Origin of the sequence: uncultured Halovibrio sp. (genome assembly GCF_913056445.1) — a bacterium.
GTDB lineage: Bacteria > Pseudomonadota > Gammaproteobacteria > Pseudomonadales > Oleiphilaceae > Halospina > Halospina utahensis_B.
In genome coordinates, this window is sequence record NZ_CAJXMA010000040.1 from 1 (window position 1) to 26,836 (window position 26,836).

Genomic DNA, 26,836 nt, shown 5'->3' on the forward strand with positions numbered 1-26,836 from the left:
CGCTTACCCAGTCGATGCTTTCAAGCTTGGCGAGGGACTTCAGGAAGGCCCGGTTGGCGTTCAGGCGGTTGCGGTCCTGTTCGTCGCCATGCCGCAGGAGTACAGGCAATGCCCGGGCCGGGGAGATGTTCATCTCGCCTCGGATATTGCGCACGGCCAGGATCACGCCCTTGAGCCACTCGATATCCGCCTCGGCGTCGGCATCCTCTAGGTTGCGGTCCGGCTCCGGATAGGCCTGGAGCATGACCGTTTCGCTGGTCACGCCGGCCAGCGGGGCCACGCGCTGCCAGATTTCCTCCGTGATGAAGGGCATCAGCGGATGGGCCAGGCGCAGGATCGTCTCGAGCACCTGCACCAGGGTGCGGCGGGTCCCCCGTTTGCGCTCCGCGGACTCGCTGTCGTCGTAGAGCACCGGCTTGGACAGCTCCAGGTACCAGTCGCAGTATTCGTTCCAGAGGAACTCGTAGATGCTGTGGGCGATGCGGTCGAACCGGTACTGGTCAAAGAAGCTGTTGGTTTCCTCGATGCAGGTCTGGAGCCGGCTCAGGATCCAGCGGTCCGCCAGTGACAGTTCCAGGGGTTCACCCGAAGTGCCGCAGTCCTCGCCCTCGGTGTTCATCAACACGTAACGGGCCGCGTTCCAGAGCTTGTTGCAGAAGTTACGGTAGCCCTCGAGGCGCTTCATGTCCCAGTTGATGTCGCGCCCGGTGGAGGCCAGCGCCGCCAGTGTGAAGCGCAGGGCATCGGTGCCGTGGGGCTGGATGCCTTCCGGGAATTCGTCCCGCGTATTCTTCGCGATTTTCTCCGCCAGCTGGGGCTGCATCAGGTTGGCGGTGCGCTTGGCCACCAGGTCCTCGCAGCTGATCCCGTCGATCATGTCCATGGGGTCGAGCACGTTGCCCTTGGACTTGGACATCTTGTTGCCGTGCTCGTCCCGGATCAGCCCGGTCACATAGACCTGCTGGAACGGCACCTGGGGCGTGCCATCCTCATGTTTCATGAACTGCAGCGTCATCATGATCATCCGGGCAACCCAGAAGAAGATGATGTCGAAGCCGGTGACCAGCACCTGGGTGGGATGGAAGGTACGCAGGCGCTCGGTGTCCTCGGGCCAGCCCAGGGTGCCGAAGGTCCAGAGCGCGGAGCTGAACCAGGTGTCGAGGACGTCCTCATCCTGTTCCAGTGCGCAATCCGCTGCCAGTTCGTATTTCTCACGCACCTCCTGCTCGGTGCGGCCGACGTAGACGTTGCCCTCGCGGTCGTACCAGGCGGGAATGCGGTGGCCCCACCACAGCTGGCGCGAGATGCACCAGTCCTGGATCTCGCGCATCCAGGCGTAGTACATGTTGGCGTACTGATCGGGCACGAATTCGATGTCGCCGTTCTCCACCGCCTTGATGGCCGGTTCAGCGAGGGGCTTGGTGGCGACGAACCACTGGTTCGTCAGCAGCGGCTCGATGATCAACCCGGACCGGTCGCCGCGCGGCACCTTGAGGGTGTGGGCATCCACGCCGTGCAGGCGGCCTTCCGCCTTCAGGGCCTCAACGATCTTCTCGCGGGCATCAAACCGGTTCAGCCCGGCGAAAACGGCCGGCATGGTGCCATCGAGCTCATGGTTGGGCGTGCCATCGGCATTGAAGACCTCGGCCTGCTCACGGATGCTGGCGTCCGGCGTGAGGATGTTGACCAGTGTCAGGCCGCAGCGCTGACCCACGGCGTAGTCGTTGAAGTCGTGGGCGGGGGTGATCTTGACGCAGCCGCTGCCCATTTCCGGGTCGGCGTGCTCATCGCCCACGATCGGGATGTCGCGCTCCACCAGCGGCAGGCGCACGGTGCCGCCGATCAGGTGCTTGTAGCGTTCGTCCTCGGGGTTCACCGCCACAGCGGTATCGCCCAGCATGGTCTCCGGGCGGGTGGTGCCGACCACCAGGTAGTCCGCGCCCTCGGTGGTGGTCTGGCCGCCGTTGATCGGGTAGCGGAAGTGCCAGAAGTGACCCTGTTCCTCGGCGTTCTCCACCTCAAGGTCGGAGATCGCAGTGTGCAGCTTGGGATCCCAGTTGACCAGGCGCTTGCCGCGGTAGATCAGGCCCTCGTCATGGAGCCGAACGAACACTTCCTGGACGGCGCGGTAGAACCCGTCGTCCATGGTGAAGCGTTCGTGATCCCAGTCCACGGAGGTGCCCAGCCGGCGCATCTGGCTGGTGATGGTACCGCCGGACTGCTCCTTCCATTCCCAGACCTTGTCGATGAAGGCCTCGCGCCCCAGGTCGTGCCGGGTCTGGCCCTCGTCGTTGGCCAGGTTGCGCTCGACCACCATCTGGGTGGCGATGCCGGCGTGGTCACTGCCCACCTGCCAGAGGGTGTTGTCGCCTTTCATGCGGCGGTGGCGGACCAGCGCATCCATGAGGGTGTGCTGGAAGGCGTGGCCCATGTGCAGGCTGCCGGTCACGTTGGGCGGCGGAATCATGATGCAGAAGGGATCGCCCTTGCCGGAAGGCGCGAAATAGCCGCGCTCTTCCCAGGTCCGGTACCACTGGTTCTCGATCTTTTCCGGCTGGTAGGTCTTGTCCATGCTTGCTCGGCCCGGGTCTGCTGATGTGGGTTAAGGCTCTAAAGGTTAACAGACCGACGATTATACATGGTGGTCCGTCACCGGCGAACCGTCAGCCGGGCTTGCGGAAATCGTGGACCTGCGGGGTGATGCCCAGTTCACGGAGCTGCCGGTACTGGGTGCGGGCGCACTGGAGGCTGTCGTCATCATTGCTGGCGATCAGGGCCAGCCGGGTAAAGCCGTCTGCGGTGGCGGGCAGGGTGGTTGCCACGATGATCAGTGTGTCCCAGTCGCTGACCGCGGGTTCGCACTCAAGCACGGCAATCGGTGCCGTGGGTCGCTGGTCGCTGCTCCCAAGCCGGTCATGGGGGAGGAAGGCCTCCGGGCGGAAGGACCAGAGCACCCCGTCCAGCGCCTCGGCGGTGTCCGGGTCGTCACAGTAGAGGGCTACCCGGTCGCCATCCTGCCAGGCCTTTTCCGCCAGTCTTGCCGCGTGCAGCAGGCGGGTGTCACGGCCGGAGCCGGCCAGGATGTGGAACCAGTGACTCATGGTGTCTTCCGGGGTTGGCTGTCATTGCTGCCACAGGTTATCTAGAATGATCCCTCCTGTCAGGCGATGCGAGACGCTGGGACTGCCCGTGTTCATCATTTTCCGGTACCTGGGCCGCCAGGTCCTGACCACCATGACCGCCGTTGCGCTGGTGCTGCTGCTCATCTTCATGAGCGGCCGCTTCCTGCAATACCTGGCCTCGGCTGCGGAAGGCGAGTACGCAGCCAACGTCATTGTCATCGTCATGGGCTACCGCCTGCCGGAATTCCTTGAGCTGATCCTGCCACTGAGCTTCTTTCTGGGAATACTGCTGACCTATGGGCGCATGTACCAGGAGAGCGAGATGACGGTGCTGACCGCCTGTGGCGTCAGCGAACGCCAGATCCTGTTCCTGACGCTGGGCCCCGGCCTGCTGGTGGCCTGCCTTGTGGGGGCCATGAGCCTGTGGCTGACCCCGGCGGGGATCCAGCAGGTGGACCGCATCTTCGCGGAACAGGCCCAGCGTACCGGTTTCGAAATGCTGGCGCCGGGCCGCTTCCAGGAAATGGGCTCGAACGACCGTGTTACCTATACCCGGGCCATGAGTGATGACAAGCAGACCCTGGAAGGCGTTTTCATGGCGGAGGGCGGCGACAATGGACGCTTCATGCTCATGAGGGCGGTTGAGGGCACCCAGATTGTGGAAGAAGAGGGTGAGCGGTTCCTGGTGCTGCATGAGGGTGTCCGTTTTGAAGGGCGGCCGGGCGGAGCGGAATTCGATGCCATGACCTTTGAGGATTATGGGCTCAGAATCGAGTCCCCTGGAGGCGTGAGCTCGGGAGGATCCCGGGAAAGTCAGCCCACGCTCGAGCTTATGGCGTCCGAGGCGCGGGCCGACCAGGCCATGGTTCACTGGCGCCTTTCCCTGCCGCTGCTGGTGCTGGTGATCACGGTCCTCGCCATTCCGCTGAGCCGGGTGAATCCACGCCAGGGCCGTTTCTTCCATCTGCTGCCGGGGATTCTGGTGTTCATCAGCTACCTGGGCGTGCTGATCCTGGGGCGGGATGCCATTGCCTCGGGCCAGGTGCCCACTCAGGCGGGGCTGTGGGTCGTGCATGGCGCTTACCTGGTGCTGGGCGTGGCCATGCTGGGGTGGCCGGCAATGCGGTTGCGCAGGGCTGCGGGGGTGCGTCATGCGTCTGATTGACGGCTACATCATGCGGGTGGTGGCGGCTTCCATCCTGCTGGTGCTGCTGGTGGTCCAGGCACTGGATTTCGTCTTCGCCTACATCGCGGAGCTGGAGGATACGGTCAACGACTACCAGGCGTGGGAGGCTTTCCTCTTCATGCTCTATACCCTGCCACGGCGGATCTATGAGTTTCTGCCGCTGGCCGCATTCATGGGGGCCCTGGTGGGCCTGGGACAGCTGGCGAACAATTCCGAGCTGGTGGTGATCCGGGCCGCTGGCGTTTCGCTGGGGCGTGTTACCTGGTCCGCCATGAAGCCGGCGCTGGTGGTGGTTGTAATCAGCCTGCTGATCGGGGATTTTGTGGCCCCGCCGCTGGAGCAGGCCGCCCAGAGCAACAAGGCAGTCGCCCGGCACGGAGGGCAGGCCGCGGCAACCCATGGGTTCTGGCACCGCGAGGACGATGTCTTCATGCATTTCAACACGGTGCTGCCCAATGGCGAACTCCATGGCGTTTCCCTGTTCCGTTTCGGTGAGGACGAGTGGCTGGAGGAGGCCCTCTATGCCGAACGCGGGGAATACCAGGGCGATTACTGGCTGCTGCACGATGTGAGCCACTCCCGGATCCGGGAGCAGTCCGTGAGCACGGAGGAGCAGGACACGTTCCGGTGGGAGAATGGCCTCTCGCCCGATGTGCTCAGTGTTCTGACCGTGAGGCCGGATCGGCTGGCGATCAGTGGCCTCTATACCTACGCCACCTATATGGAGAACCAGGGGCTGAATGCCAGCGACTACTGGCTGGCGCTCTGGAAGAAGACCCTGCAGCCGCTGGGGACCGCCGCCATGGTGCTGCTCGCCATTTCCTTTGTCTTCGGACCGCTGCGTTCGGTCACCATGGGGTTCCGGATCTTCTGTGGGCTGCTGGCCGGGCTCGGCTTCAAGTACACCCAGGACCTGCTCGGGCCCATGAGTCTGGTCTACGGCTTCAGCCCCGCGCTGGCCACAATCGTGCCGATTGCGATTGCCGGGAGCATCGGTGTGGTGCTGCTGCGCCGGGCAGGATGACGCCGTTTACTGCTTTTTGTTCCTTTTCGGCAGCTGCACCGTGCGGCTTCCCGACAGGCGATCCGTCCAGCTCCGGTGCTGCGGATCCAGCCACTGCCACAGCCAGCCAAGCCCGAAGGTTGCCCAGCTCAAAACGCCTGCAACGATCCTCAGTAAAGCCTGGCTCCAGCTGACCACGGATCCGTCCGCGTTCTCGACCCGGATCCGCCAGGTCTGCATACCCAGCGTCTGGCCTGCACGGCGCCAGAAGAACCCAAAGAACAGCCACAGGCTGCCGGCCAGCACCAGCGTCAGTACCGGATCATACCCGATGCTGCCCCCGGGCTCCGCCATGGTGGCGTAGCGGTCGCTGAAAAGGCCGATGTTGATCAGCAGCTTGTGCAGGCCGGTGTAGACCGCTGTGACCACAAAGACCAGCGCAATGCACAGCAGGCTGTCATAGAGCATGGCCATCAGCCGGCGCCAGATCGGGGCCGGAGGGTGCGAGTCGGAGGTGGCGGGGGCGCTGTTCATCAGGGTCACGGCTGTTGCTGGAGGTGGTCGGTATTGTACCGGCTCAGGGCTGGCGCGGCGAGGCGGCGGGTTGCCCGCGGCGTGATGCGGTCCCCGTATGGCGCGTTCCCCGGCTTTTTTCGGCTGTGTTAGAGTGTCGCCTTCAGAATCAATGCAATCCTCATCACCAAGAGAATGGGTCCGAGTCCGCTATGAAAACAGCCGAGCTGCGCAGTGCGTTTCTGGAGTATTTCCGTCAGAACGGCCACACCATTGTTCCCAGCAGTTCGCTCGTGCCGGCGGACGACCCAACCCTGCTGTTCACCAACGCGGGCATGAACCAGTTCAAGGACGCCTTCCTGGGGCGCGAGGACCGGGGCTACACCCGTGCGGTTTCCTCCCAGCGCTGTGTGCGCGCCGGTGGCAAGCATAATGACCTCGAGAACGTGGGCTACACGGCGCGTCATCACACCTTCTTCGAGATGCTGGGCAACTTCAGCTTTGGCGATTACTTCAAGCGCGACGCCATCAACTTTGCCTGGACCTTCCTGACTGACCCGCAGTGGCTGGGCCTGCCCGCGGAAAAACTCTGGGTCACGGTCTACCAGACCGATGAGGACGCCTACCGGATCTGGAATGAGGAGATCGGGGTGCCCGCGGACCGGATCATCCGTATCGGCGACGAGGACGGCGTGCCCTACAAGTCCGACAACTTCTGGTCCATGGGTGATACCGGCCCCTGTGGTCCCTGCTCCGAGGTCTTCTACGACCATGGTCCGGACGTGGCCGGTGGCCCGCCCGGCAGTGAGGATGAGGACGGCGACCGCTACATCGAGATCTGGAACATCGTCTTCATGCAGTTCAACCGCACTGCCGATGGCGTGATGCATGATCTGCCGAGCCCGTCCGTGGACACCGGCATGGGCCTTGAGCGCATCGCCGCCGTGCTGCAGGGCGTGCACAGCAACTATGAGATCGACCTGTTCCAGTCCCTGCTGGGGTCGGTTTCCGAACAGCTGGGGGGCGTGGACAAGGATCAGGCATCGGTCTGTGTGGTCGCCGACCATATCCGTTCCTGCGCCTTCCTGATTGCCGACGGCGTGATGCCCTCGAACGAGGGGCGCGGCTTCGTGCTGCGCCGGATCATCCGCCGCGCGGTCCGCCACGGCAACAAACTGGGTGCCACCGGCCCCTTCTTTCACAAGCTCATAGAGCCGCTTGAAGCGCTGATGGGCGAGGCCTATCCGGAGCTGACCCGGGCACGCCCGCAGATCGAGAAGATCCTCAAGCAGGAGGAGGAACAGTTCGCCCGGACCCTGGAAAAGGGCCTGAGGCTGCTGGAGGATGATATTGCCCAGCTCAGCGGCAGTGAGATTCCCGGAGAGACTGTCTTTACCCTCTACGACACCTACGGCTTCCCGGTGGACCTGACCAACGACATCGCCCGGGAGCGCGGCCTGACGCTGGACCATGAAGGCTACGAGCAGGCCATGGAGGCGCAGCGTGAACGCGCACGGGCGGCGAGCAAGTTTGGCATGGACTACAACGCCGGGCTCAGCCTTGACGGCCAGACCGATTTCACTGGTTACGGCAATTTCGAGGACGAGGGCGAGGTCCGGGCCGTGCTCGTTGATGGTGAGCGCCGTGCTGCGGGCGTGGGCGAACGGGCCGTGGTGGTGCTGGATCGTACGCCCTTCTACGGCGAATCCGGCGGCCAGGTGGGCGATACCGGTGTGCTGAGCTGGTCCGGCGGCCGTTTTGAGGTAGAGGACACCCAGAAAGAGGATGGCCACCATCTACACATTGGTCGGGTCGTCGCCGGTACGGTTGAGCCGGGTATGGCCCTGCATGCCGAGGTGAACGGTGAGCGCCGGGCCCATACGGCGCTCAACCACTCCGCCACCCATCTTCTGCACGCAGCCCTGCGGACGGTGTTGGGCGAACATGTAGCCCAGAAAGGCTCGCTGGTGAATGCCGAGCGGCTCCGCTTCGACTTCTCCCACTTCGAGGCGGTAACCGGCGAGGAGCTGGCGCGTATCGAGCGGATGGTCAACGAACAGGTCCGCGCGAACACGGCAGTGGAAACCCGCGTCACGGATATGGATACGGCGAAGACCATGGGCGCCATGGCGCTTTTCGGTGAGAAGTACGGAGACACTGTCAGGGTGCTGTCCATGGGAACAGAGGGCTTCTCCATCGAGCTCTGCGGTGGCACCCATGTTGAGCGCACCGGCGATATCGGCCTCTTCCGCATTGTTACGGAAACCGGCATTTCCTCCGGCGTGCGCCGCATAGAGGCGCTGACCGGTGAATCGGCCCTCGCCCATGACCGCGAGCAGGAGGCCCGTCTCGGGCGCATTGCGGCGCTGGTCAAGGGAGCGCCTGAATCTGCGGTCGAACGTGTGGAATCCCTGGTGGAGTACAGTCGCCAGCTGGAGAAGGAAGTGGAGCAGCTCAAGGGCAAGCTTGCCAGTGCCGCCGGCAGTGATCTTGCGGACAGCGCCGTGGACGTCAATGGCGTTAAGGTGGTGGCTGCAGACATGCAGGGAGCCGACCGCAAGGCCCTGATGGAAACCGTCGACCAGCTCAGGAACAAACTCGGCAGCGCCGTGGTGCTGCTGGGGGCTGCGGCCGAAGGCAAGGTCACACTCGTGGCTGGCGTGACCAAGGATCTCACTGGCCAGCTCAAGGCGGGTGACCTTATGCAGGCCATTGCACCGAAGGTCGGCGGTAAGGGTGGTGGCCGTCCTGACATGGCACAGGGGGGCGGCAGTGACCCGGAGGGCCTGCCCGAGGCGATTGCCGCCGTGGAGAACTGGGTGCGCGAGAATTCAGGGGGGTGAGGGCCTAAGGGCTATCCCTACCTGTACAGCCGCCCAAACAGGGCTATAATTCGTCCGGCGCTAGCAGTGGACCGGGATTCATTTAATCCGTTCGGACAAGGAATACGCACGCATGGCGTTGTACGTAAAAAAATTCGGTGGCACGTCCGTCGGTTCGGTTGACCGCATCGAGGCGGTTGCGGATCAGCTCCAGGCCGCCCGTGAGGGCGGGGATGACGTGGTGGTTGTGGTTTCGGCCATGAGTGGTGAGACCAATCGATTGATTGATCTGGCCAACCAGGTGATGGACGATCCGGATCCGCGCGAGATGGACGTCCTGGTTTCGACCGGCGAACAGGTGACCATTGCGCTACTGAGCATGGCCCTGCTCAAGCGGGGTGTGGATGCGCGCTCGTACACTGGGGGCCAGGTCCGCATCACCACGGACAGCTCCCACACCCGGGCCCGTATCCAGGACATTGACGAACACAATATGCGTGGCGATCTGGATGCGGGCCGAGTGGTGGTAGTGGCCGGCTTCCAGGGTATGGACGAGGAAGGTCACATCACCACCCTTGGCCGTGGTGGCTCGGACACTACGGCCGTGGCGCTTGCGGCTGCGCTCAAGGCCGACGAATGCCATATCTACACCGATGTGGATGGCGTCTACACCACGGATCCGCGGATCGTGGACGGTGCTCGCCGTCTTGAGACCATCACCTTCGAGGAGATGCTGGAGATGGCCAGCCTGGGCTCCAAGGTGCTGCAGATCCGTTCCGTGGAGTTTGCCGGCAAGTACAACGTACCTGTGAGGGTGCTTTCCAGCTTCAAGGAGGGCCCCGGAACCCTGATCACCTTTGATGACGAGGATGATATGGAAAAGCCAGTGGTCTCGGGCATCGCGTTCAACCGCGATGAAGCCAAGCTGACGGTGGTGGGTGTGGCGGACGTTCCCGGCGTTGCTTCACGCATCCTCAAGCCGGTCAGTGATTCGGGTGTCGAAGTGGACATGATCGTCCAGAACGTCGGGTCGGATAACCGCACCGACTTCACGTTCACGGTTCACCGGAACGACTACCGTCAGTCGCTGGAACTTCTGGAGAACCTGGGGCGTGATCTCGACGTACAGGCTGTACAGGGCGACGAGCACATTGCCAAGGTATCCATTGTAGGTGTGGGGATGCGCTCCCATGCGGGCGTTGCCTCAAGGATGTTCGATGCGCTTTCCGCTGAAGGCATCAATATCCAGATGATCTCGACCTCCGAAATCAAGATATCGGTGGTGATCAACGAGAAATACCTGGAGCTGGCAGTGCGCACGCTGCACAGCGCATTCGGCCTTGAAGAGGCTGAAATCCGGGAAGAAAGCTGAATAATCATAACAAAACATGACTGGCGAAAACGCGTGCAGGCTCCAATAATTAGGAAGCCGAACTGAAAACGACACGGGGGAGCGTCTCGCGACTGAGCCGGAAGGGGCAGTGGGGCGTATAACCGGAAAGCGGTTAAAACGGAACAAGGAGTTTGGGAAATGCTGATTCTGACACGTCGCGTCGGCGAGACACTCATGGTCGGTGATGAGGTGACTGTGACCGTTCTCGGCGTCAAGGGAAACCAGGTGCGTATCGGCGTGAATGCGCCGAAGGAAGTGGCCGTGCACCGGGAGGAGATCTATCAGCGCATCCAGCAGGAGCAGGACGAGGACGAGCCGGAACGCGAGTGAATCCGGTCCTGTGCGGCGGCTGCCATGAAATTTCGCGTCAACCCTATGAAAACGCGTCACATATGGTAGTATACGCCGCGTTCCAACGGAGAGGTGGGTGAGTGGCTGAAACCAGCTCCCTGCTAAGGAGCCGTACGCATTGCGCGTACCGAGGGTTCGAATCCCTCCCTCTCCGCCATTACTTGCGGCTGTAGCTCAGCTGGATAGAGCACGTGGCTACGAACCACGGGGTCGGGGGTTCGAATCCTCCCAGCCGCACCAATTCAAAACTCTGCCATTCAGTATCAGAACCTGTTCAATCAGACTGAGCAGTAACGTATTGCTGGGCGGTGAGAATCGTCGTCTGTGATCCTGACTGTAATACGCCTGCCATCTTCCTTTCCTGTCCGCCTTGGCTGGAACGACTTGCGGTTTATCAATCCTTAGCTTGCAATCATCTGAATTTGTGGGTATAAAACGCGGCGCTGCGGCTGGGCGACGGGGTTTTTCATTGCCCGCCGGAGCGAGAAACTGTAAATTGTGGCAGATTTTGCGAAGTCTCTGAGTCGGTTTCGCAATCAATGAATCCCGCTTAAAGGTGATTTCCATGGATGAAGTGATGCAGGGGGCTGTGGACCTGATGCTGGTTGGCATGGGGTTCGTGTTTTCCTTTCTGATCATTCTGGTGTTCGTCACCATGCTGATGTCCCGCATTGCGGGCCGCATCGCGCCCCCGGAGCCACCGCGCCCCACGGGTGGCGGATCAGGGGGTGCTGATCCCATGCAAGACCCGAAACTCAAGACGGCCATTTCCGAAGCTGTTGCCAGGCACCGGGCTCGTCGCCGGCAATGAGCTGCCGCGCGTAAGCGCGGCCGGGAACCCAATACGAGATAAAAAAGGTCAGAACGATGACAGATAGCAAACAACCGCTGGGGATCACGGATCTGGTGCTGCGTGACGCGCACCAGTCCCTGTTCGCGACCCGCATGCGACTGGACGACATGCTGCCGATCGCCGAGAAGCTCGATCAGGTCGGCTTCTGGTCGGTGGAATCCTGGGGCGGCGCCACGTTCGACTCCTGCATCCGTTATCTGGGTGAGGATCCCTGGGAGCGGATCCGGGAGTTGAAAAAGGCCATGCCCAATACCCGCCAGCAGATGCTGCTGCGGGGCCAGAACCTCCTTGGTTACCGTCATTACGCGGACGATGTGGTTCGGCGCTTTGTGGAACGTGCTGCCGAGAATGGCGTGGATGTCTTCCGGATCTTTGACGCGATGAACGACCCGCGCAATCTGGAAACCGCGATCCAGGCCACGAAGGAGACCGGCAAGCACGCCCAGGGCACCATCTCCTACACCGTAAGCCCGGTCCACACCATTGAGATGTGGGTGGATCTGGCCAAGAAGATCGAGTCCATGGGCGCGGATTCCCTCGCGATCAAGGACATGGCCGGGCTCATGAAGCCCTATGTCTGTTACGACCTGGTGAGTCGCCTCAAGAAGGAACTCGATATTCCCATCCAGTTCCATTCCCATGCCACCACCGGCATGTCGACCGCCAGCATCATCAAGGCGGCCGAGGCGGGTGTTGACCGGGTGGACACCGCTATTTCCTCCATGAGCATGACCTACGGGCACTCACCTACCGAGTCCGTAGTGGCCATGATGCAGGGCACCGACCGCGAAACCGGTCTGGATATCGAGCTTCTTGAAGACATTGCCAAGTACTTCCGCGAAGTCCGCAAGAAGTACGCCAAGTTTGAGGGCTCGCTGCGCGGTGTGGATTCCCGCATCCTGGTGGCCCAGGTGCCGGGCGGCATGCTTACCAACATGGAAGGTCAGCTCAAGGAGCAGAACGCCAGCGACAAAATGGACGAGCTGCTGTCCGAGATCCCGCGCGTGCGCGAGGATCTGGGCTACATTCCGCTGGTCACGCCGACCTCCCAGATCGTAGGCACCCAGGCGGTGCTGAACGTGCTGACCGGCGAGCGCTACAAGTCCATTTCCAAGGAAACCTCCGCCGTGCTCAAGGGTGAATACGGCGCCGCCCCGGCGGACTGCAACAAGGAGCTGCAGCAGAAGGTGCTGGAAGGCGGCGAGCCGATCACCTGCCGTCCGGCTGACCTGATCGAGCCCGAAATGGAGCGTCTGACCAACGAGCTCCGTCAGGAAGCGAAGGACAAGGGCTTCACCATTGCTGAGAACGAGGTGGATGATGTCCTGACCTATGCGCTTTTCCCGCAGATTGGTCTGAAGTTCCTGGAGAATCGCGGTAACCCGGAAGCCTTTGAACCGGTACCGACCGGCGAGGAAGCCACCAAACCGGCTGCGCCCGGTGAGCCCGAGACCTATACGGTCACGGTGGAGGGGCAGTCCTATGTGGTGGAAGTTGCCGATGGTGGCGACATCACCAACATCCAGCCCGCGCAGGGCGGTGGCCAGCCCCAGGCTGCGGGCGGAGGAGGCCAGGCGCCAGTGCCCGCGGGTGGGGGTGAACCTGTTTCCGCGCCGCTGGCCGGCAACATCTTCAAGGTTCATGTGAGCCCCGGCCAACAGGTCAATGAGGGCGATGTGCTGATCATTCTCGAGGCCATGAAGATGGAGACCGAGGTAAAGGCGGATCGTTCCGGTACGGTCGGCTCCGTTACCGTCAAGGTCGGCGACAGCGTGGCCGTTGGCGACGAACTTCTGACTCTGGGATAAGAAGGGCTGTACGGCATGGACAACCTTATGACTCTATGGACCGGTAGCGGTCTGTACAATCTGACGCCGGGCGCGCTCACGATGATCGTGGTGGGCCTGGTGCTGCTCTACCTGGCAATCAACAAGAAGTTTGAGCCACTGCTCCTCGTACCGATCGGTTTCGGTACCATCCTCGCCAACCTTCCGGAGGCGGGGCTGGCCCAGAGCGCGATTGAGGCGGCCATCTACAGTGAGTCGCCCAAGGTGCTCGCGGCACTTGCTTCTGTGATGGATGTCAGCTTTGACATGGGGCAGCGGGTCACCCCCGAGGTCATCAAATCCTTCATTGAAGCCTATAAGAACATGGATGCGGAGACTGCCCTGAGCGCCAAACAGGTGGCGACGGACGCGGGCTATTCTCCGGGGATCATCCAGTCGTTCTATGCGGTGGCGATCGGAAGCGGCGTTGCGCCCCTTCTGATCTTCATGGGCGTCGGGGCCATGACGGATTTCGGGCCGCTTCTGGCCAACCCCAAGACAATGCTCCTCGGGGCTGCCGCCCAGTTCGGCATCTTCGCCACGGTACTGGGCGCGGCGCTGCTCAACTCGAGTGGCCTGATGGAGTTCTCCGTGGCCGAGGCTGCGGCCGTTGGTATCATCGGTGGTGCCGATGGTCCCACCTCCATCTATGTGTCCAGCATATTGGCGCCGCACCTTCTGGGGGCGATCGCGGTTGCGGCCTATTCCTACATGGCCCTCGTGCCATTGATTCAGCCGCCCATCATGCGAGCGTTCACCACTCCCGAGGAGCGCAAGCTGAAGATGAGTCAGCTGCGTGAGGTCGGTAAGCTGGAAAAGATCCTGTTCCCGGTCTGCATCCTGGTTCTGACGGGCATGTTCCTGCCGGACGCAACACCACTTCTGGGCATGTTCTGCTTCGGTAACCTCATGAAGGAATGCGGCGTGGTCGAGCGTCTGAGCGACACGGTGCAGAACTCGCTGATCAACGCCGTGACGATCATTCTCGGTCTCGCGGTTGGCTCCAAGATGGCCGCCGAGGCGTTCCTGAACACCCAGACGCTGGGCATCCTGGTGCTGGGTATCGGGGCCTTCGCGGTGGGTACCATGTGTGGTGTTCTCATGGCCAAGCTCATGAATGCGCTGACCAAGGAGAAGATCAACCCGCTGATCGGCTCAGCCGGGGTCTCCGCAGTGCCGATGGCGGCCCGGGTATCCAACAAGGTGGGTCTGGAGGAGAACCATCAGAACTTCCTCCTGATGCACGCCATGGGCCCGAACGTGGCCGGTGTGATCGGCTCCGCCGTGGCGGCGGGTGTCATGATCAAGTTCGTCGGCGGCTGATCCCGGCGTGATAGGCGCTCCCGGCAACCGGGGGCGCCTTACCCTTTCCTGTTTCAGGCTTCGCCGGGTGACGGCGGTGGCCATCCTCCCAGAGACTTCCAGCGGTTCACGATCAGGCAGAACAGTTCGGCTGTCTTGTCCGCGTCGTACAGCGCGGAGTGGGCTTCTTTGTTGTCGAACTCAATGCCGGCCAGGCGGCACGCTTCCGCAAGGACCGTGTGACCCAGCGCGAGACCGGACAGGGCTGACGTGTCAAAGGTCGAGAAGGGGTGGAAGGGGTTGCGCTTGATGTTCTGGCGATCCGAAGCGGCCTTTACAAAGCCGAGATCAAAGGTGGCGTTGTGGCCGACCAGCACGGCGCGCTTGCACTGGTTGCGGCGCACGGCCTGGCGGATGGACTGGAAGGTGCCGCGCATGGCTTCCAGTTCCGGCCGCTCATCGCGCAGGGGGTTGCCGGGATCGATGCCCGTGAACTGGAGCGCGGCTTTTTCCAGGTTCGCGCCTTTAAAGGGCTGGACGTTGTACTGGATGCGTTCGCCCGGGTAGAGCCAGCCCTCGTCATCCATTTCCAGCAGGACCGTGGCGATTTCGAGCAGCGCGTCGGTGGCGGCATTGAAGCCTCCGGTCTCCACGTCCACCACAACCGGCAGGAATCCCCGGAAGCGCTGCTGCATCAGTGTCGGTGTTGGCTCATGGCTGCTCACTCCGGGCTCTCCCCGTCGTCGATCCGCCAGTTCAGGGTGTCGCCGGCATTCAGGGGCACAATGGGGTGACCATCTTCATGGAGGACATCGGGAATCGGGTGCGGTTCACGGCGCAGGGTGATGCGGCCGGTATTGCGCGGCAGCCCGTAGAAGTCCGCTCCATGCAGGGAAGCGAAGCCTTCCAGGCGCTCCAGGGCACCGGCTTGCTCAAAGAAATGGGCATAGAGCTCGATGGCTGCGTAGGCTGAATAGCAGCCCGCACAGCCGCAGCCCGTTTCCTTGCGGTGGCGGTCATGGGGCGCGGAGTCCGTGCCCAGAAAGAACCGGGGATCACCACTGGTGGCGGCTTCCTGCAGCGCCTGCTGATGACGCTGGCGCTTGAGGATCGGTAGGCAGTAGAAATGTGGCCGGATGCCGCCCACCAGCAGGTGATTGCGGTTGAACAGCAGGTGCTGGGGCGTGATGGTGGCTCCCAGGTTGCGCTCTCTGGATCTGACGAAGTCAGCGGCGTCCGCCGTCGTAATATGCTCCATGACCACCCGCAGCCGGGGAAGCCGTTCGAGAAGGGGCGCCAGGACCTCGTCGATGAAGACCTTTTCCCGGTCGAAGATATCGACTTCGGGGCGGGTCACTTCACCATGGGTGAGCAGCAGCAGGCCCTCTTCCGCCATGGTTTCCAGGGCGGCATCAATATGACGGATGTCGGTGACGCCGGAGTCGGAGTTCGTGGTGGCGCCCGCCGGGTAGAGCTTGCAGGCCACCACGCCCGCACGGGCCGCCTCGCGGATCATGTCCGGCGTGGTATTGTCCGTGAGGTAGAGCGTCATCAGTGGCTCAAACGCGCTGCCGGCCGGCACAGCGCTGCGGATCCGCTCACGGTAATCCAGGGCCTGAGCTGCCGTGGTGACCGGCGGTGTCAGATTGGGCATGATGATGGCGCGTCCGAAGCGTCGTGCCGAGGCGGGAACCACCTGGCGCATGAGGTCACCATCTCGGACATGCAGGTGCCAGTCGTCGGGTCGGATCAGTGTCAGCGTGTCAGTCATGGCGCGAAGTATACCAGAAGATCCGGGGCTCAAGTTCCGGTGCTTGCTGCCGATACCCGGGGGTGAAGCGTCAGAACAATGGTTCCAATTACCATGAAATCACGTCACTGGATTGTCGCCGTGCTGGTCATGGCCGGGTTGCCCTCGGGCGCCCTGAGCACGACATTCTCTGCCGGCATCGAAAACAGCCGTTGGATCCTCTCGGATTCAATCTTTGCGTGCACGCTGACGCATCCGGTCCCCGGTTATGGCGAGGCGGTGTTCTATCACCGTGCCGGGGAGTCACTGCGCTTCTTTCTGCAGCCTGTCCGCAATCCCATGCGCGCTGGTGAGGCAGCGCTGGTGATCGAGCAGCCTTCCTGGAAAGCAGGTAAGCCAGTGGATGATCTGGGGTATGTCCGGGTTGAGGATAACCATGACCGGCCCGTGGAGCTTTCCTCCGGCACCAGCGAGCGGATGCTTGCGAGCCTTCGGGAGGGGCGCAGGCCCACCTTCACGCGCCGGGCGCGTCAGAGCGATCGGCCGGTGCGGGTTCGGCTCAATCATGTCAACTATGGCAGTCCCCACCAGTCTTTCCGCCGCTGTCAGAGTGAGCTGCTGCCGGTGAACTACGATCAGGTCCAGCGCACCGTGGTCCTGTTCGATCTGGACAAGTCCAAACTCAGCCAGGAAGCCCGTGAGCGCCTTGATGACGTGGCCCTGTACGTGAAAGCTGATGATCGGGTCACGCAGATCTACGTGGATGGGCATACCGACAGTATCGGCACCCCTCTGCGCAACCGTGAGCTTTCTGAGGCGAGGGCGGAGGCGGTGGCTGGCTATCTTCAGGACCAGGGCGTTCCGGAGGACCAGCTGGTGACGCGCTTCCACGGGGACCGCTATCCGGTTGCCGGTGTGGAGACGCCCGGCCCGAGGCATCGCCGTGCCACGGTGCGGCTGGAACGGGAAAACGATGATGATGAAGCCGATCCGGTGGTGACCCAGGCCCAGCGCAAGGATCTGGTGATCGTCGACTGAACCCGGATTGGCTCCGGACCCCGCCCTTGCCGTAAAATACCCTCCACCGATCAACAGGCCCGGGTGCCGCGTGGTAGCCCGGTGTTCATGAATTCCGGATAAGGCGAAACAGCGATGTCAGACATCAACAAGGTCGTTCTGGCCTACTCCGGGGGGCTCGATACCTCCGTCATCGTCAAATGGCTCCAGGAAACCTACGACTGCGAGGTGGTGACCTTCACTGCCGATATCGGTCAGGGCGAGGAAGTCGAGCCCGCGCGTGAGAAGGCCAAGGGCCTGGGCGTGAAGGAAATCTACATCGAGGACCTGCGTGAGGAGTTCGCGCGGGATTACGTCTTCCCGATGTTCCGTGCCAACACCGTCTACGAGGGTGAGTACCTGCTGGGTACTTCCATTGCCCGGCCACTGATCGCCCGCCGCCTGGTGGAGATCGCCAACGAGACGGGGGCGGATGCCATTGCCCATGGCGCCACCGGCAAGGGCAACGACCAGGTGCGCTTTGAGCTGGGCGCCTACGCGCTCAAGCCTGGCATCAAGGTGATCGCTCCCTGGCGTGAGTGGGACCTCAACTCCCGCCAGAAGCTCCTGGACTACTGCGACCACCACGGCATTCCGGTGGAAAAGCAGCAGGGCAAGTCGCCTTACTCCATGGACGCCAACCTTCTGCATATCTCCTATGAGGGTGAAGTGCTGGAGGACCCCTGGGCGCAGGCCGAGGACGACATGTGGCGCTGGAGTGTCTCGCCTGAGCAGGCGCCGGATGAGCCCACGATTCTGGACGTCTCCTACGAGAACGGTGACATCGTGGCCATCAACGGCGAGCGCATGAAGCCCCACGAGGTGCTGTCGTACCTGAACAGGGTGGCGGGCGATAACGGCATCGGCCGCATCGACATCGTCGAGAACCGCTACGTGGGCATGAAGTCCCGTGGCTGTTACGAGACGCCGGGTGGCACCGTCATGCTCAAGGCGCACCGCGCCATTGAGTCCATTACCCTGGACCGGGAAGTGGCCCACCTGAAGGACAGCATCATGCCGCGCTATGCGGAAGTGGTGTACAACGGCTACTGGTGGGCCCCCGAGCGCCGCGCCATGCAGGCCCTGATTGACGAGACCCAGGGGCCCGTCAACGGCGATGTGCGCCTCAAGCTCTACAAGGGCAACGTAGAGGTTCTGGGCCGTCGCTCAGAGGATTCGCTCTTCGATGAGAAGGTTGCGACCTTTGAGGAAGACGAGGGCGCCTATGACCAGAAGGACGCGGAAGGCTTCATCAAGCTGAATGCCCTCCGCCTGCGTATCGCCGCCTCCAAGGGCCGTTCCCTGTAGGGGGCAGCTCCTCCTACTTGATGCGTTCCGGGAAGTGCCTGCGCAGTTCCCGGGCGTTCATCTGGGAAAAATCCTTCCCGATCTCCTCCGCGATGATCGCCTTGAGTTCCGGCTTCATGTGCTTACGCAGTTCGCCCAGGAATCTGGGTGGCGCGGCAATATAGAGTTTCTCCACTTCCCCTTGCTTGCGGGCCTGCTCAAGAGTCTCTGCAAGCTCCTTGGCAAAGCGCTGAGCCTCCACCTCTTTCGGTTCGCTGTGTTCCTCCATAGCGCTGCGGCCACCATGCATGTCATCCGCCTGGCGACCGGGCCGGTCGGTGGTCAGGTCGCCGTCGTGCAGTCGGGCCTCGGGGTTGAGCAGGGTGTCCACCTCCGTGAAGTCGCCCTTGGGGGAATCGGTGGTGAACAGGCGCGCACGGCTGGCGTCGGCGACCACGATGCGAACCTTCGGCATGGTGAAGTGCGGGTTGTTCATGGAGCCTCTCCTCTACGGATCGGTGGGTGAAGAACTCCTTCACAGAACCACTGTGGGGGCTGTTTGGGGGTGGGGCAAGGGGCCTGGAAGCATCTCTTCCACCTTTACGCTGCTGCAGCAACGCGTGATGATGGGGTGGCGACACAAACAGAATGGGAGAAGGCATCATGAGCGACCTGACAAAGCAGACCTGTGAAGCCTGCAGCAAGGATTCGCCACTGGCCACGGAACAGGAGAAAAAGGAGCTGGGGGCGGAGGTGCCTGACTGGACCACGGTCACCCGTAACGGTGAAGAGCAGCTGGAGCGGACCTTCAAGCTGAAGAACTTTGCCGAGGCACTGGCCTTTACCAATAAGGTGGGTGAGCTGGCCGAGGAAGTGGATCACCACCCGATGATTACCACCGAATATGGCAAGGTGACGGTCACCTGGTGGACCCACAAGATCGGCGGGCTGCACCGCAATGACTTCATTATGGCGGCGCGTACCGACGAACTGGCGGGAGCCTGACGCCTGATCCTTCCGGGCCCCGTTCGGGGCCCATTCCGGAGACGCCGATTCCCCGGGGTCATCCTTTCTGTGGTATTATTGGCGGCTTTGGCGTGCCCGGGCAGCACGCCGCAGACCACCGCCAGAATACAGGAAGGATGACGTCCCGATGGGAGAGCTAGCCAGAGAAATCCTGCCGGTTAACATCGAAGAAGAACTCAAACAGTCCTACCTGGATTACGCCATGAGCGTGATCGTGGGGCGTGCGCTGCCGGATGTGCGGGATGGGCTCAAGCCGGTGCACCGCCGGGTGCTCTTCGCCATGGACGAGCTCGGCAACGACTGGAACAAGGCCTACAAGAAGTCCGCCCGTGTGGTGGGTGATGTCATTGGTAAATATCACCCCCACGGTGACGCGGCCGTGTACGACACCATCGTACGCATGGCTCAGCCCTTCTCCCTGCGCTACACGCTGGTGGACGGCCAGGGCAACTTCGGTTCCATCGATGGCGACAACGCGGCGGCGATGCGTTACACCGAGGTGCGGATGCGCAAGCTCGCTCACGAGCTGCTGGCGGATCTGGACAAGGAAACCGTCGACTATGTGCCCAACTACGACGGCACCGAGCAGATCCCCGAAGTGCTGCCCACCCGGGTTCCCAATCTGCTGGTCAACGGCTCCTCCGGCATCGCCGTGGGCATGGCCACCAACATCCCGCCGCACAACCTGCGGGAAGTGGTCGAGGCCTGCCTGGCACTGGTGGACGACGACTCGCTCACCGTTGATGACCTGATGGAATACATTCCGGGGCCGGACTTCCCCACAGAGGGTCTGATCAGCGGCCGCGCGGGCATTGTTCAGGCATACCGGACCGGCCGCGGTCGGATCTACGTGCGTGCCCGTCACGAGATCGAGCATGATAAGAAGACCGGTCGGGATGCCATCATCTTCAATGAGCTGCCGTACCAGGTGAACAAGGCGCGGCTGATCGAGAAGATTGCGGAACTGGTCAAGGAAAAGCGCCTCGAAGGCATCAGCGAACTGCGGGATGAATCCAGCAAGGAAGGCATCCGCATCGTGATCGAGGTGCGCAAGGGCGAGAACCCCGAGGTGATCGTCAACAACCTGTTCAAGAACACGCAGCTCGAGAATGTGTTCGGCATCAACTGCGTCGCCCTGGTCGACGGTGAACCCCAGACCCTGAACCTCAAGCAGATGCTGGAGCGCTTCCTGCTGCATCGGCGCGAGGTGGTCACACGCCGCACCATCTATGAACTGCGCAAGGCTCGCGAGCGCGGCCATGTGCTGGAAGGGCTCTCCGTGGCGCTGGCCAACATCGACGAGGTGATCGAGCTGATCAAGGCCTCGCCGGGTGCCGCCGAGGCGAAGGAAAAGCTTCTGGCCCAGGGCTGGCAGCCAGGGCAGGTCAACGACATGCTCGCACGTGCCGGCGCCGATGCCTGCCGTCCGGATGACCTGCCGGAGGGCTATGGCCTGCGCGATGGGAAGTACAATCTCTCCCCGGAACAGGCCCAAGCCATCCTCGACCTGCGCCTGCACCGCCTGACCGGTCTTGAGACCGAGAAGCTGTTCACTGAGTACAAGGAAATCCTCGCGAAGATCGAGGATCTCATCGATATCCTGAGCAATCCGGACCGCCTCATGCAGGTGATCCGCGAGGAACTCGAGAAAATCCGCGACGAGTACGGCGACGAACGCCGTACCGAGATCGTGAGCTCGCGCCAGGATCTGACCACGGCGGACCTGATCGACGAAGAGGACCTGGTGGTTACCATCTCCCACAACGGCTACGCCAAGACGCAGCCGCTGGAGGACTACCGGGCCCAGCGCCGGGGTGGCCGTGGTAAGTCCGCCACCAGCATGAAGGATGAGGACTTCATCGAGACGCTGCTGGTGGCCAACTCCCACGACACCATCCTGTGCTTCACGGACAAGGGTAAGGTCTACTGGCTGCGCGTGTTCGAGATCCCGCAGGGCAGCCGCAACTCCCGTGGTCGACCCATGGTCAACATCCTGCCCTTGGACGATGATGAGCGCATTTCCACCTTCCTTCCGGTACGCGAGTACACCGAGGGTCATTACGTGTTCATGGCCACGGCCAACGGCACGGTCAAGAAGACGCCGCTGGAGAACTTCTCACGTCCGCGCAGTTCCGGTCTGATCGCCACCAATCTGGACGAGGGCGACCACCTGATCGGTGCGGTCATTACCGATGGCAGCACCGAGATCATGATGCTCGCCACTTCCGGCAAGGCAGTGCGTTTCACTGAGGACCAGGTGCGCTCGATGGGGCGGGCAGCCCGTGGTGTGCGCGGCATCCGGCTCAAGGCCGGCGAACAGGTGGTCTCGCTGATCCAGCCGGATCCCGAGGGCTATATCCTCACGGCCAGCGAGCACGGCTATGGCAAGCGCACGAAGGTGAGTGAATTCCCGGCCTACAGCCGTGGCAGCCAGGGCGTGATCGCCATGCAGCGCTCCGAGCGCAACGGCGACCTGGTCTGCGCGCTGCAGGTGTTTGAGGGGAACGAGATCATGCTGATCACCAACCAGGGCACCCTGGTGCGCACCGGTATCGAGGATGTCTCGATCAGCAGCCGCAACACCCAGGGCGTGCGCCTGATCCGGATGACCGGTGATGACGAGCGCCTGGTGGGCATCCAGCGGATCGAGGACAGCAGTGACGATGATGACGAAAACGGGGAACAGGACTGACCCATGACACGAGCCTATAACTTCTGCGCCGGCCCGGCAGCGCTTCCAGAGGAGGTGCTGACGCAGGCGCGCGATGAAATGCTGGACTGGCAGGGCAAGGGCCTGTCGGTGATGGAGATGAGTCACCGCGGTGATGCGTTTGTCAGCATCGCACAGCAGGCGGAACAGGATCTGCGTGATCTGATGGGGATCCCGGATGATTACGCGGTGCTATTCCTGCAGGGTGGCGCCAGCAGCCAGTTCGCGGGTGTGCCGCTGAATCTGGCCGGGCCCAATGACCCGGTGGATTACGTCAATACCGGTGTCTGGTCGCGCAAGGCCATTGCCGAAGCGGGCCGGATGGCGGACGTTAAGGAAGTGGCCAGTTCCGAGGACGCCGGCTACACCCATGTGCCGGACCCGGCTGAATGGCGCACCCGCCCGGACGCCCGCTATCTGCACATCACGCCGAACGAGACCATCGGCGGGCTGGCGTACAGCCGCTTTCCGGAGGCGGGCGACGTGCCCGTGGTAGCGGACTGGTCCTCGGCCATCCTCTCCGAGCCGGTGGACGTGAGCCGCTTCGGCATGATCTACGCCGGCGCCCAGAAGAACATCGGCCCCGCGGGTCTGACCATCGTGATCGTGCGCCGGGATCTGATCGGCAATGCCCGCGAGGGCACGCCGGCCATGCTGGACTACGCCATTCACGACAAGGCGGACTCCATGTACAACACGCCGCCCACCTATGCGTGGTACCTGGCCGGACTGGTGTTCCAGTGGCTCAAGCGCCAGGGTGGTCTCCAGGCCATGGCGGACATCAACCGTCGCAAGGCCAACCGCCTCTACGGTTTCATCGATGAGAGCGACTTCTACGCCAATCCGGTGCAGCCGGAGTACCGCTCGCTGATGAACGTCCCCTTCACGCTGGCGGACGACAGCCTCAACAGTGCCTTCCTTGAGGGCGCCGAGGCACGCGGCCTGCTCAACCTCAAGGGCCACCGGTCCGTGGGCGGCATGCGCGCGAGCATCTACAACGCCATGCCGGAGGCCGGCATCGAGGCGCTGATTGACTACATGGCGGAATTCGAAAAAGACAAAGGCTGACCATGAGCGACGAAGAGGCGCGCCTGGCCCGGTTGCGCGAGCGCATTGACCAGATCGATGACGACCTGCTGCGGCTGATCAGCGAACGGGCCGAGTGCGCCCGGGACGTGGCCGAGGTGAAACAGGAGGCCAACCCGGGAGAAGAGGTGGCGTTCTACCGCCCTGAGCGTGAGGCCCGGATCCTGAGCCGCGTGCGGGAGCGTAACCCGGGCCCGCTGGCGGACGAAGAGATGGCGCGCCTGTTCCGGGAGGTGATGTCCGCCTGCCTGGCGCTGGAAAAGCCCATGACCATTGCCTTCCTGGGGCCTGAAGGGACCTTCACCCAGGCGGCGGCGCTCAAGCATTTCGGTCATTCGGTGCTCAGCACACCGCTGGCGGCCATCGATGATGTCTTCCGCGAGGTGGCGTCCGGCAACGCCCAGTACGGAGTGGTGCCGGTGGAGAACTCCACCGAGGGCATGATCAATCACACCCTCGATATGTTCATGGGGTCGGCACTGAAGATCTGTGGTGAGGTGCAGCTGCGCATCCATCACCATCTTCTCAGACGCCCGGACCAGGACGAGGCCGGCATCACGCGGATCTATTCGCACCAGCAGTCCTTCGCCCAGTGCCGCAAATGGCTGGACAGTCACTGGCCGGCGGTCGAGCGCATCAAGGTTTCCAGTAATGGTGAAGCCGCGCGCCTGGCCAGTGAGGAAGAGGGCGCGGCCGCCATTGCCGGCGACATGGCCGCCTCCCTCTATGGCCTCGAGCCCGCGCACAGCAACATCGAGGATCGCCCGGACAACACCACCCGTTTCCTGATCATTGGTACCGAAGCGGTGCCGCCCAGCGGGCAGGACAAGACCTCCATCCTGGTCTCCACACGCAACCGCCCGGGGGCGCTCTATGAGCTGCTGGAGCCGTTCAAGCGCGAGGGGATCGACCTGACCCGACTGGAAACGCGGCCCTCGCCCAGCGCCACCTGGGCCTATGTGTTCTACATCGATTTCGTCGGGCACCGGGATGCGCCGGCCGTCCGGGCGGTGCTGGATGAGATCGAAGCCCAGAGTCAGGAGCTGAAGCATCTGGGCTCCTATCCCATGGGGGTGCTGTGATGAGCTGTGATTACGAGGCACTGGCCGCACGTGGGGTGCAGGGCCTGCAGCCGTACCAGCCCGGCAAGCCGGTGGATGAACTGGCCCGTGAGCTGGGTCTGGATCCGGCGCGGATCGTCAAGCTGGCCAGCAACGAGAACCCGCTCGGCCCCAGTGACCGCGTGACGGCGGCTGTTGAAAAAGCCCTGCCTGAAGTGACCCGCTACCCGGATGGCGCCGCCTACACACTGCGCCAGACCCTGGCGGAGCGCCTGAACGTGACACCGGAGATGCTGACCTTTGGCAATGGCTCCAACGACGTGCTTGAGCTGGTGGCTCGCGCCTTTGCCGAGCCGGGCGCCGAAATTGTCTATTCCGAGCATGCCTTCGCCGTCTACCCCATCGTGACCCAGGCCATCGGCGCGGATCACGTGAAGGTGCCCGCCGTGAACTGGGGGCATGATCTGGACGCCATGGCGGCGGCGATCACCGAGCGTACCCGGGTGGTGTTCGTTGCCAACCCGAATAACCCCACGGGAACCGTCGTGGAAAAAGACGCGGTGTATCGCTTCCTCCAGCGGGTGCCGGAGAACGTGATCGTGGTGCTGGACGAGGCCTACTGCGAGTACCTGCAGGGGCCCCAGTACGCGGACGGCGTCCAGTGGCTCAGCGAGTTCCCGAACCTGGTGGTCTCGCGCACCTTCTCCAAGGCCTGGGGCCTGGCGGGGCTGCGCATGGGGTATGGCATCTCCAGCCCCGAGATTGCAGACGTTATCAATCGGGTCCGCCAGCCTTTCAATGCCAATGCGCTTGCCCAGGCGGCGGCGACGGCTGTGCTCGACGACCAGGCCTACATTGACCGGGCCATCGAGGTGAACCGGGCAGGGCTGGAGCAACTGGCAGGCGGCTTCGACCGGCTGGGGCTGGACTACATCCCGTCTGCTGCCAACTTCATTGCCCTGGATACCGGCAGGGACGCCAACGAAGTGAATGACGCACTGTTGCGTGAGGGTGTCATTGTCCGCCCTGTGGGCGCTTACGGCATGCCCCGGCACCTGCGTGTGTCGGTCGGGCTCGAGCACGAGAACCGGCGCTGTCTCGAGGCGCTGGAGAAGGTGCTGGGCTGATGGCCGCCAGCGGCGCGCCTTTGTTCCAGCGCATGGTCGTGATTGGCCTGGGGCTGATCGGCGGTTCCCTGGCGCGGGCCGCGAAGGCCCGGGGGCTGGTGGCCACGGTGGTGGGCTGTGACGAGCGCCCGGGCCCTCTGGAGGAGGGGCGCCGTCTGGGCCTGATCGATGAAAGTGAAACGGACGCGGCGCGCGCGGTCCAGGGGGCGGATCTCGTGGTGCTGGCCGTGCCCGTGCGCGCCAACCGCGCCGTGCTGACGCAGATCCGTGATGCCTTGCCGGAGGGCGCGGTGCTCACGGATGTGGGCAGTGTTAAGGGCGGGTTCGTCGCGGATGTGCGTGGCGTTTTCGGCGAACTGCCCGCGAGAGTTGTTCCCGGTCACCCGATCGCCGGCTCCGAGAAGAGCGGGGTGGGTGCTGCTGATCCGGACCTGTTCCGGGAGCACAAGGTGATCCTGACCCCGGAACCTGAAACCGATGCCGGGGCGCTTGAGAAGGTGTGCCGCCTCTGGTCGGCCTGTGGGGCGGAGGTTCTGACCATGTCCGTCGCCCGGCATGACGAGGTCCTCGCCGCCACCAGTCATCTCCCCCACCTCATCGCTTTCTCGCTGGTGGATACCCTGGCCGGCGAGGACGACAGCCAGGATATCTTCCGCTATGCCGCCGGTGGCTTTCGGGACTTCACGCGCATCGCTGCCAGTGATCCGGTGATGTGGCGGGACATTTTCCTGGCGAACCGCGAGGCGGTGCTGGAAGCGCTGCGGCATTTCCGTGGTGATCTGGACCAGCTCGGTGCGGCCATCGAGGCCGGCGACGGCCAACGTCTGCAGCAGGTGTTCACCCGCGCCAAGGCGGCGCGCGAGCATTTTTCCCGAATCCTTTCCGGTGAGGCCTATCTCAACACCATGAACGACCAGACCGTAACCTACACCGCCCGGCCGGGCGGTCCCGTTCAGGGCGACATCCGCGTGCCCGGGGACAAGTCCATGTCCCATCGTGCCATCATGCTCGGTGCCCTGGCTGAGGGCATAACGGATGTCTCTGGCTTCCTCGAGGGCGAGGACAGTCTCGCGACGCTCCAGGCCTTCCGTGACATGGGGGTAACCATCGAGGGGCCGGATGCTGGCTTCGTGCGTATCCACGGCGTGGGCCTGAATGGGCTTCAGCCTCCCCATGGTTCGCTCTACGTGGGCAATTCGGGCACCGCCATGAGGCTTTTTGCTGGGTTGCTGGCAGGGCAGCGCTTTGATAGCGAGCTGACCGGCGATGCCAGTCTCACGCGCCGGCCCATGGCACGGGTAGCGGATCCGCTGCGGCTGATGGGAGCGCATATTGATACGGCCGAGGGTGGTCGCCCCCCGC

Annotated in this window: 22 protein-coding genes and 2 tRNA genes; 18 read left to right on the plus strand and 6 right to left on the minus strand. The window is 63.0% G+C overall.

Annotated features, from left to right (window positions below):
• Window positions 1-2,572, minus strand: a 2,572-nt coding sequence (locus tag QZ501_RS09165; RefSeq protein WP_295718921.1) for a valine--tRNA ligase, incomplete at its 3' end; no start/stop codon positions are given.
• Window positions 2,573-2,663: 91 nt separating this feature from the next.
• Entirely contained in the window at window positions 2,664-3,101 is a 438-nt protein-coding gene (locus QZ501_RS09170; protein WP_295718924.1) for a DNA polymerase III subunit chi, read from the minus strand.
• An 88-nt stretch (window positions 3,102-3,189) separates the two neighbouring features.
• Between QZ501_RS09170 and lptF the strand changes: the two genes are divergently transcribed.
• On the plus strand, window positions 3,190-4,287 hold the full coding sequence (gene lptF / locus QZ501_RS09175) for an LPS export ABC transporter permease LptF (protein WP_295718927.1): 1,098 nt from the start codon (window positions 3,190-3,192) through the stop codon (window positions 4,285-4,287).
• Window positions 4,274-5,332: an LPS export ABC transporter permease LptG gene (gene lptG / locus QZ501_RS09180; protein ID WP_295718929.1), complete on the plus strand. Its 1,059-nt coding sequence runs from the start codon at window positions 4,274-4,276 to the stop codon at window positions 5,330-5,332. Before lptF ends, lptG begins: the two co-directional genes overlap by 14 nt.
• 6 nt (window positions 5,333-5,338) lie before the next feature.
• On the opposite strand, the gene QZ501_RS09185 is transcribed toward lptG, so the two are convergent.
• On the minus strand, window positions 5,339-5,845 hold the full coding sequence (locus QZ501_RS09185) for an RDD family protein (RefSeq protein ID WP_295718932.1): 507 nt from the start codon (window positions 5,843-5,845) through the stop codon (window positions 5,339-5,341).
• Window positions 5,846-6,036: 191 nt separating this feature from the next.
• Here QZ501_RS09185 and alaS point away from each other — a divergent pair, with 191 nt between their 5' ends.
• The 8 genes from alaS to QZ501_RS09225 all read left to right on the plus strand — a co-directional run bounded on the left by alaS (window position 6,037) and on the right by QZ501_RS09225 (window position 14,392).
• On the plus strand, window positions 6,037-8,667 hold the full coding sequence (alaS, locus tag QZ501_RS09190) for an alanine--tRNA ligase (RefSeq protein ID WP_295718934.1): 2,631 nt from the start codon (window positions 6,037-6,039) through the stop codon (window positions 8,665-8,667).
• A gap of 112 nt (window positions 8,668-8,779) precedes the next feature.
• Window positions 8,780-10,018, plus strand: coding sequence for an aspartate kinase (locus QZ501_RS09195; protein ID WP_151439010.1), 1,239 nt, complete (start codon window positions 8,780-8,782; stop codon window positions 10,016-10,018).
• Window positions 10,019-10,177: 159 nt separating this feature from the next.
• A complete protein-coding gene (csrA, locus tag QZ501_RS09200) occupies window positions 10,178-10,369 on the plus strand; it encodes a carbon storage regulator CsrA (RefSeq protein WP_077530810.1) in 192 nt (63 codons plus the stop codon).
• 87 nt (window positions 10,370-10,456) lie between these two features.
• Window positions 10,457-10,547: transfer RNA gene (locus QZ501_RS09205), tRNA-Ser, on the plus strand.
• Between the two features lie 6 nt (window positions 10,548-10,553).
• Window positions 10,554-10,630, plus strand: a tRNA-Arg gene (locus QZ501_RS09210).
• A gap of 325 nt (window positions 10,631-10,955) precedes the next feature.
• On the plus strand, window positions 10,956-11,201 hold the full coding sequence (locus tag QZ501_RS09215; RefSeq protein ID WP_151439011.1) for an OadG family protein: 246 nt from the start codon (window positions 10,956-10,958) through the stop codon (window positions 11,199-11,201).
• Window positions 11,202-11,257: 56 nt separating this feature from the next.
• The gene (gene oadA, locus QZ501_RS09220) at window positions 11,258-13,051 is read left to right on the plus strand and encodes a sodium-extruding oxaloacetate decarboxylase subunit alpha (protein WP_295718936.1); all 1,794 of its coding nucleotides are present in this window, start codon (window positions 11,258-11,260) and stop codon (window positions 13,049-13,051) included.
• 15 nt (window positions 13,052-13,066) lie between these two features.
• On the plus strand, window positions 13,067-14,392 hold the full coding sequence (locus QZ501_RS09225) for a sodium ion-translocating decarboxylase subunit beta (protein WP_202405518.1): 1,326 nt from the start codon (window positions 13,067-13,069) through the stop codon (window positions 14,390-14,392).
• Window positions 14,393-14,445: 53 nt separating this feature from the next.
• Here QZ501_RS09225 and rnt read toward each other — a convergent pair whose 3' ends face one another.
• Entirely contained in the window at window positions 14,446-15,066 is a 621-nt protein-coding gene (rnt, locus tag QZ501_RS09230; RefSeq protein WP_095617489.1) for a ribonuclease T, read from the minus strand.
• Window positions 15,067-15,092: 26 nt separating this feature from the next.
• Window positions 15,093-16,142: a dihydroorotase gene (gene pyrC, locus QZ501_RS09235; RefSeq protein WP_151439014.1), complete on the minus strand. Its 1,050-nt coding sequence runs from the start codon at window positions 16,140-16,142 to the stop codon at window positions 15,093-15,095.
• A 93-nt stretch (window positions 16,143-16,235) separates the two neighbouring features.
• Between pyrC and QZ501_RS09240 the strand changes: the two genes are divergently transcribed.
• Both QZ501_RS09240 and QZ501_RS09245 read left to right on the plus strand, forming a co-directional pair.
• Window positions 16,236-17,159 (plus strand): OmpA family protein, encoded by a 924-nt coding sequence (locus tag QZ501_RS09240; protein ID WP_295718939.1) that lies wholly within the window; start codon window positions 16,236-16,238, stop codon window positions 17,157-17,159.
• A 114-nt stretch (window positions 17,160-17,273) separates the two neighbouring features.
• A complete protein-coding gene (locus QZ501_RS09245) occupies window positions 17,274-18,485 on the plus strand; it encodes an argininosuccinate synthase (protein ID WP_095617486.1) in 1,212 nt (403 codons plus the stop codon).
• A gap of 13 nt (window positions 18,486-18,498) precedes the next feature.
• On the opposite strand, the gene QZ501_RS09250 is transcribed toward QZ501_RS09245, so the two are convergent.
• A complete protein-coding gene (locus tag QZ501_RS09250) occupies window positions 18,499-18,960 on the minus strand; it encodes a host attachment protein (RefSeq protein ID WP_202405519.1) in 462 nt (153 codons plus the stop codon).
• 167 nt (window positions 18,961-19,127) lie between these two features.
• Here QZ501_RS09250 and QZ501_RS09255 point away from each other — a divergent pair, with 167 nt between their 5' ends.
• From QZ501_RS09255 to QZ501_RS09280, 6 genes are all read left to right on the plus strand, one after another.
• Complete coding sequence (locus QZ501_RS09255) at window positions 19,128-19,469, plus strand: 4a-hydroxytetrahydrobiopterin dehydratase (RefSeq protein WP_095617621.1); 342 nt, start codon at window positions 19,128-19,130, stop codon at window positions 19,467-19,469.
• Window positions 19,470-19,617: 148 nt separating this feature from the next.
• Window positions 19,618-22,182, plus strand: a complete 2,565-nt coding sequence (gene gyrA / locus QZ501_RS09260) for a DNA gyrase subunit A (protein WP_160898056.1) — start codon at window positions 19,618-19,620, stop codon at window positions 22,180-22,182.
• 3 nt (window positions 22,183-22,185) lie between these two features.
• A complete protein-coding gene (gene serC / locus QZ501_RS09265; RefSeq protein WP_095617483.1) occupies window positions 22,186-23,268 on the plus strand; it encodes a 3-phosphoserine/phosphohydroxythreonine transaminase in 1,083 nt (360 codons plus the stop codon).
• A gap of 2 nt (window positions 23,269-23,270) precedes the next feature.
• The gene (pheA, locus tag QZ501_RS09270) at window positions 23,271-24,368 is read left to right on the plus strand and encodes a prephenate dehydratase (RefSeq protein WP_151439019.1); all 1,098 of its coding nucleotides are present in this window, start codon (window positions 23,271-23,273) and stop codon (window positions 24,366-24,368) included.
• Window positions 24,368-25,474, plus strand: coding sequence for a histidinol-phosphate transaminase (hisC, locus tag QZ501_RS09275; RefSeq protein ID WP_151439020.1), 1,107 nt, complete (start codon window positions 24,368-24,370; stop codon window positions 25,472-25,474). Before pheA ends, hisC begins: the two co-directional genes overlap by 1 nt.
• On the plus strand, window positions 25,474-26,836 hold a 1,363-nt coding region (locus tag QZ501_RS09280), incomplete at its 3' end, for a prephenate dehydrogenase/arogenate dehydrogenase family protein (RefSeq protein WP_295718946.1). The genes hisC and QZ501_RS09280, both read left to right, overlap by 1 nt.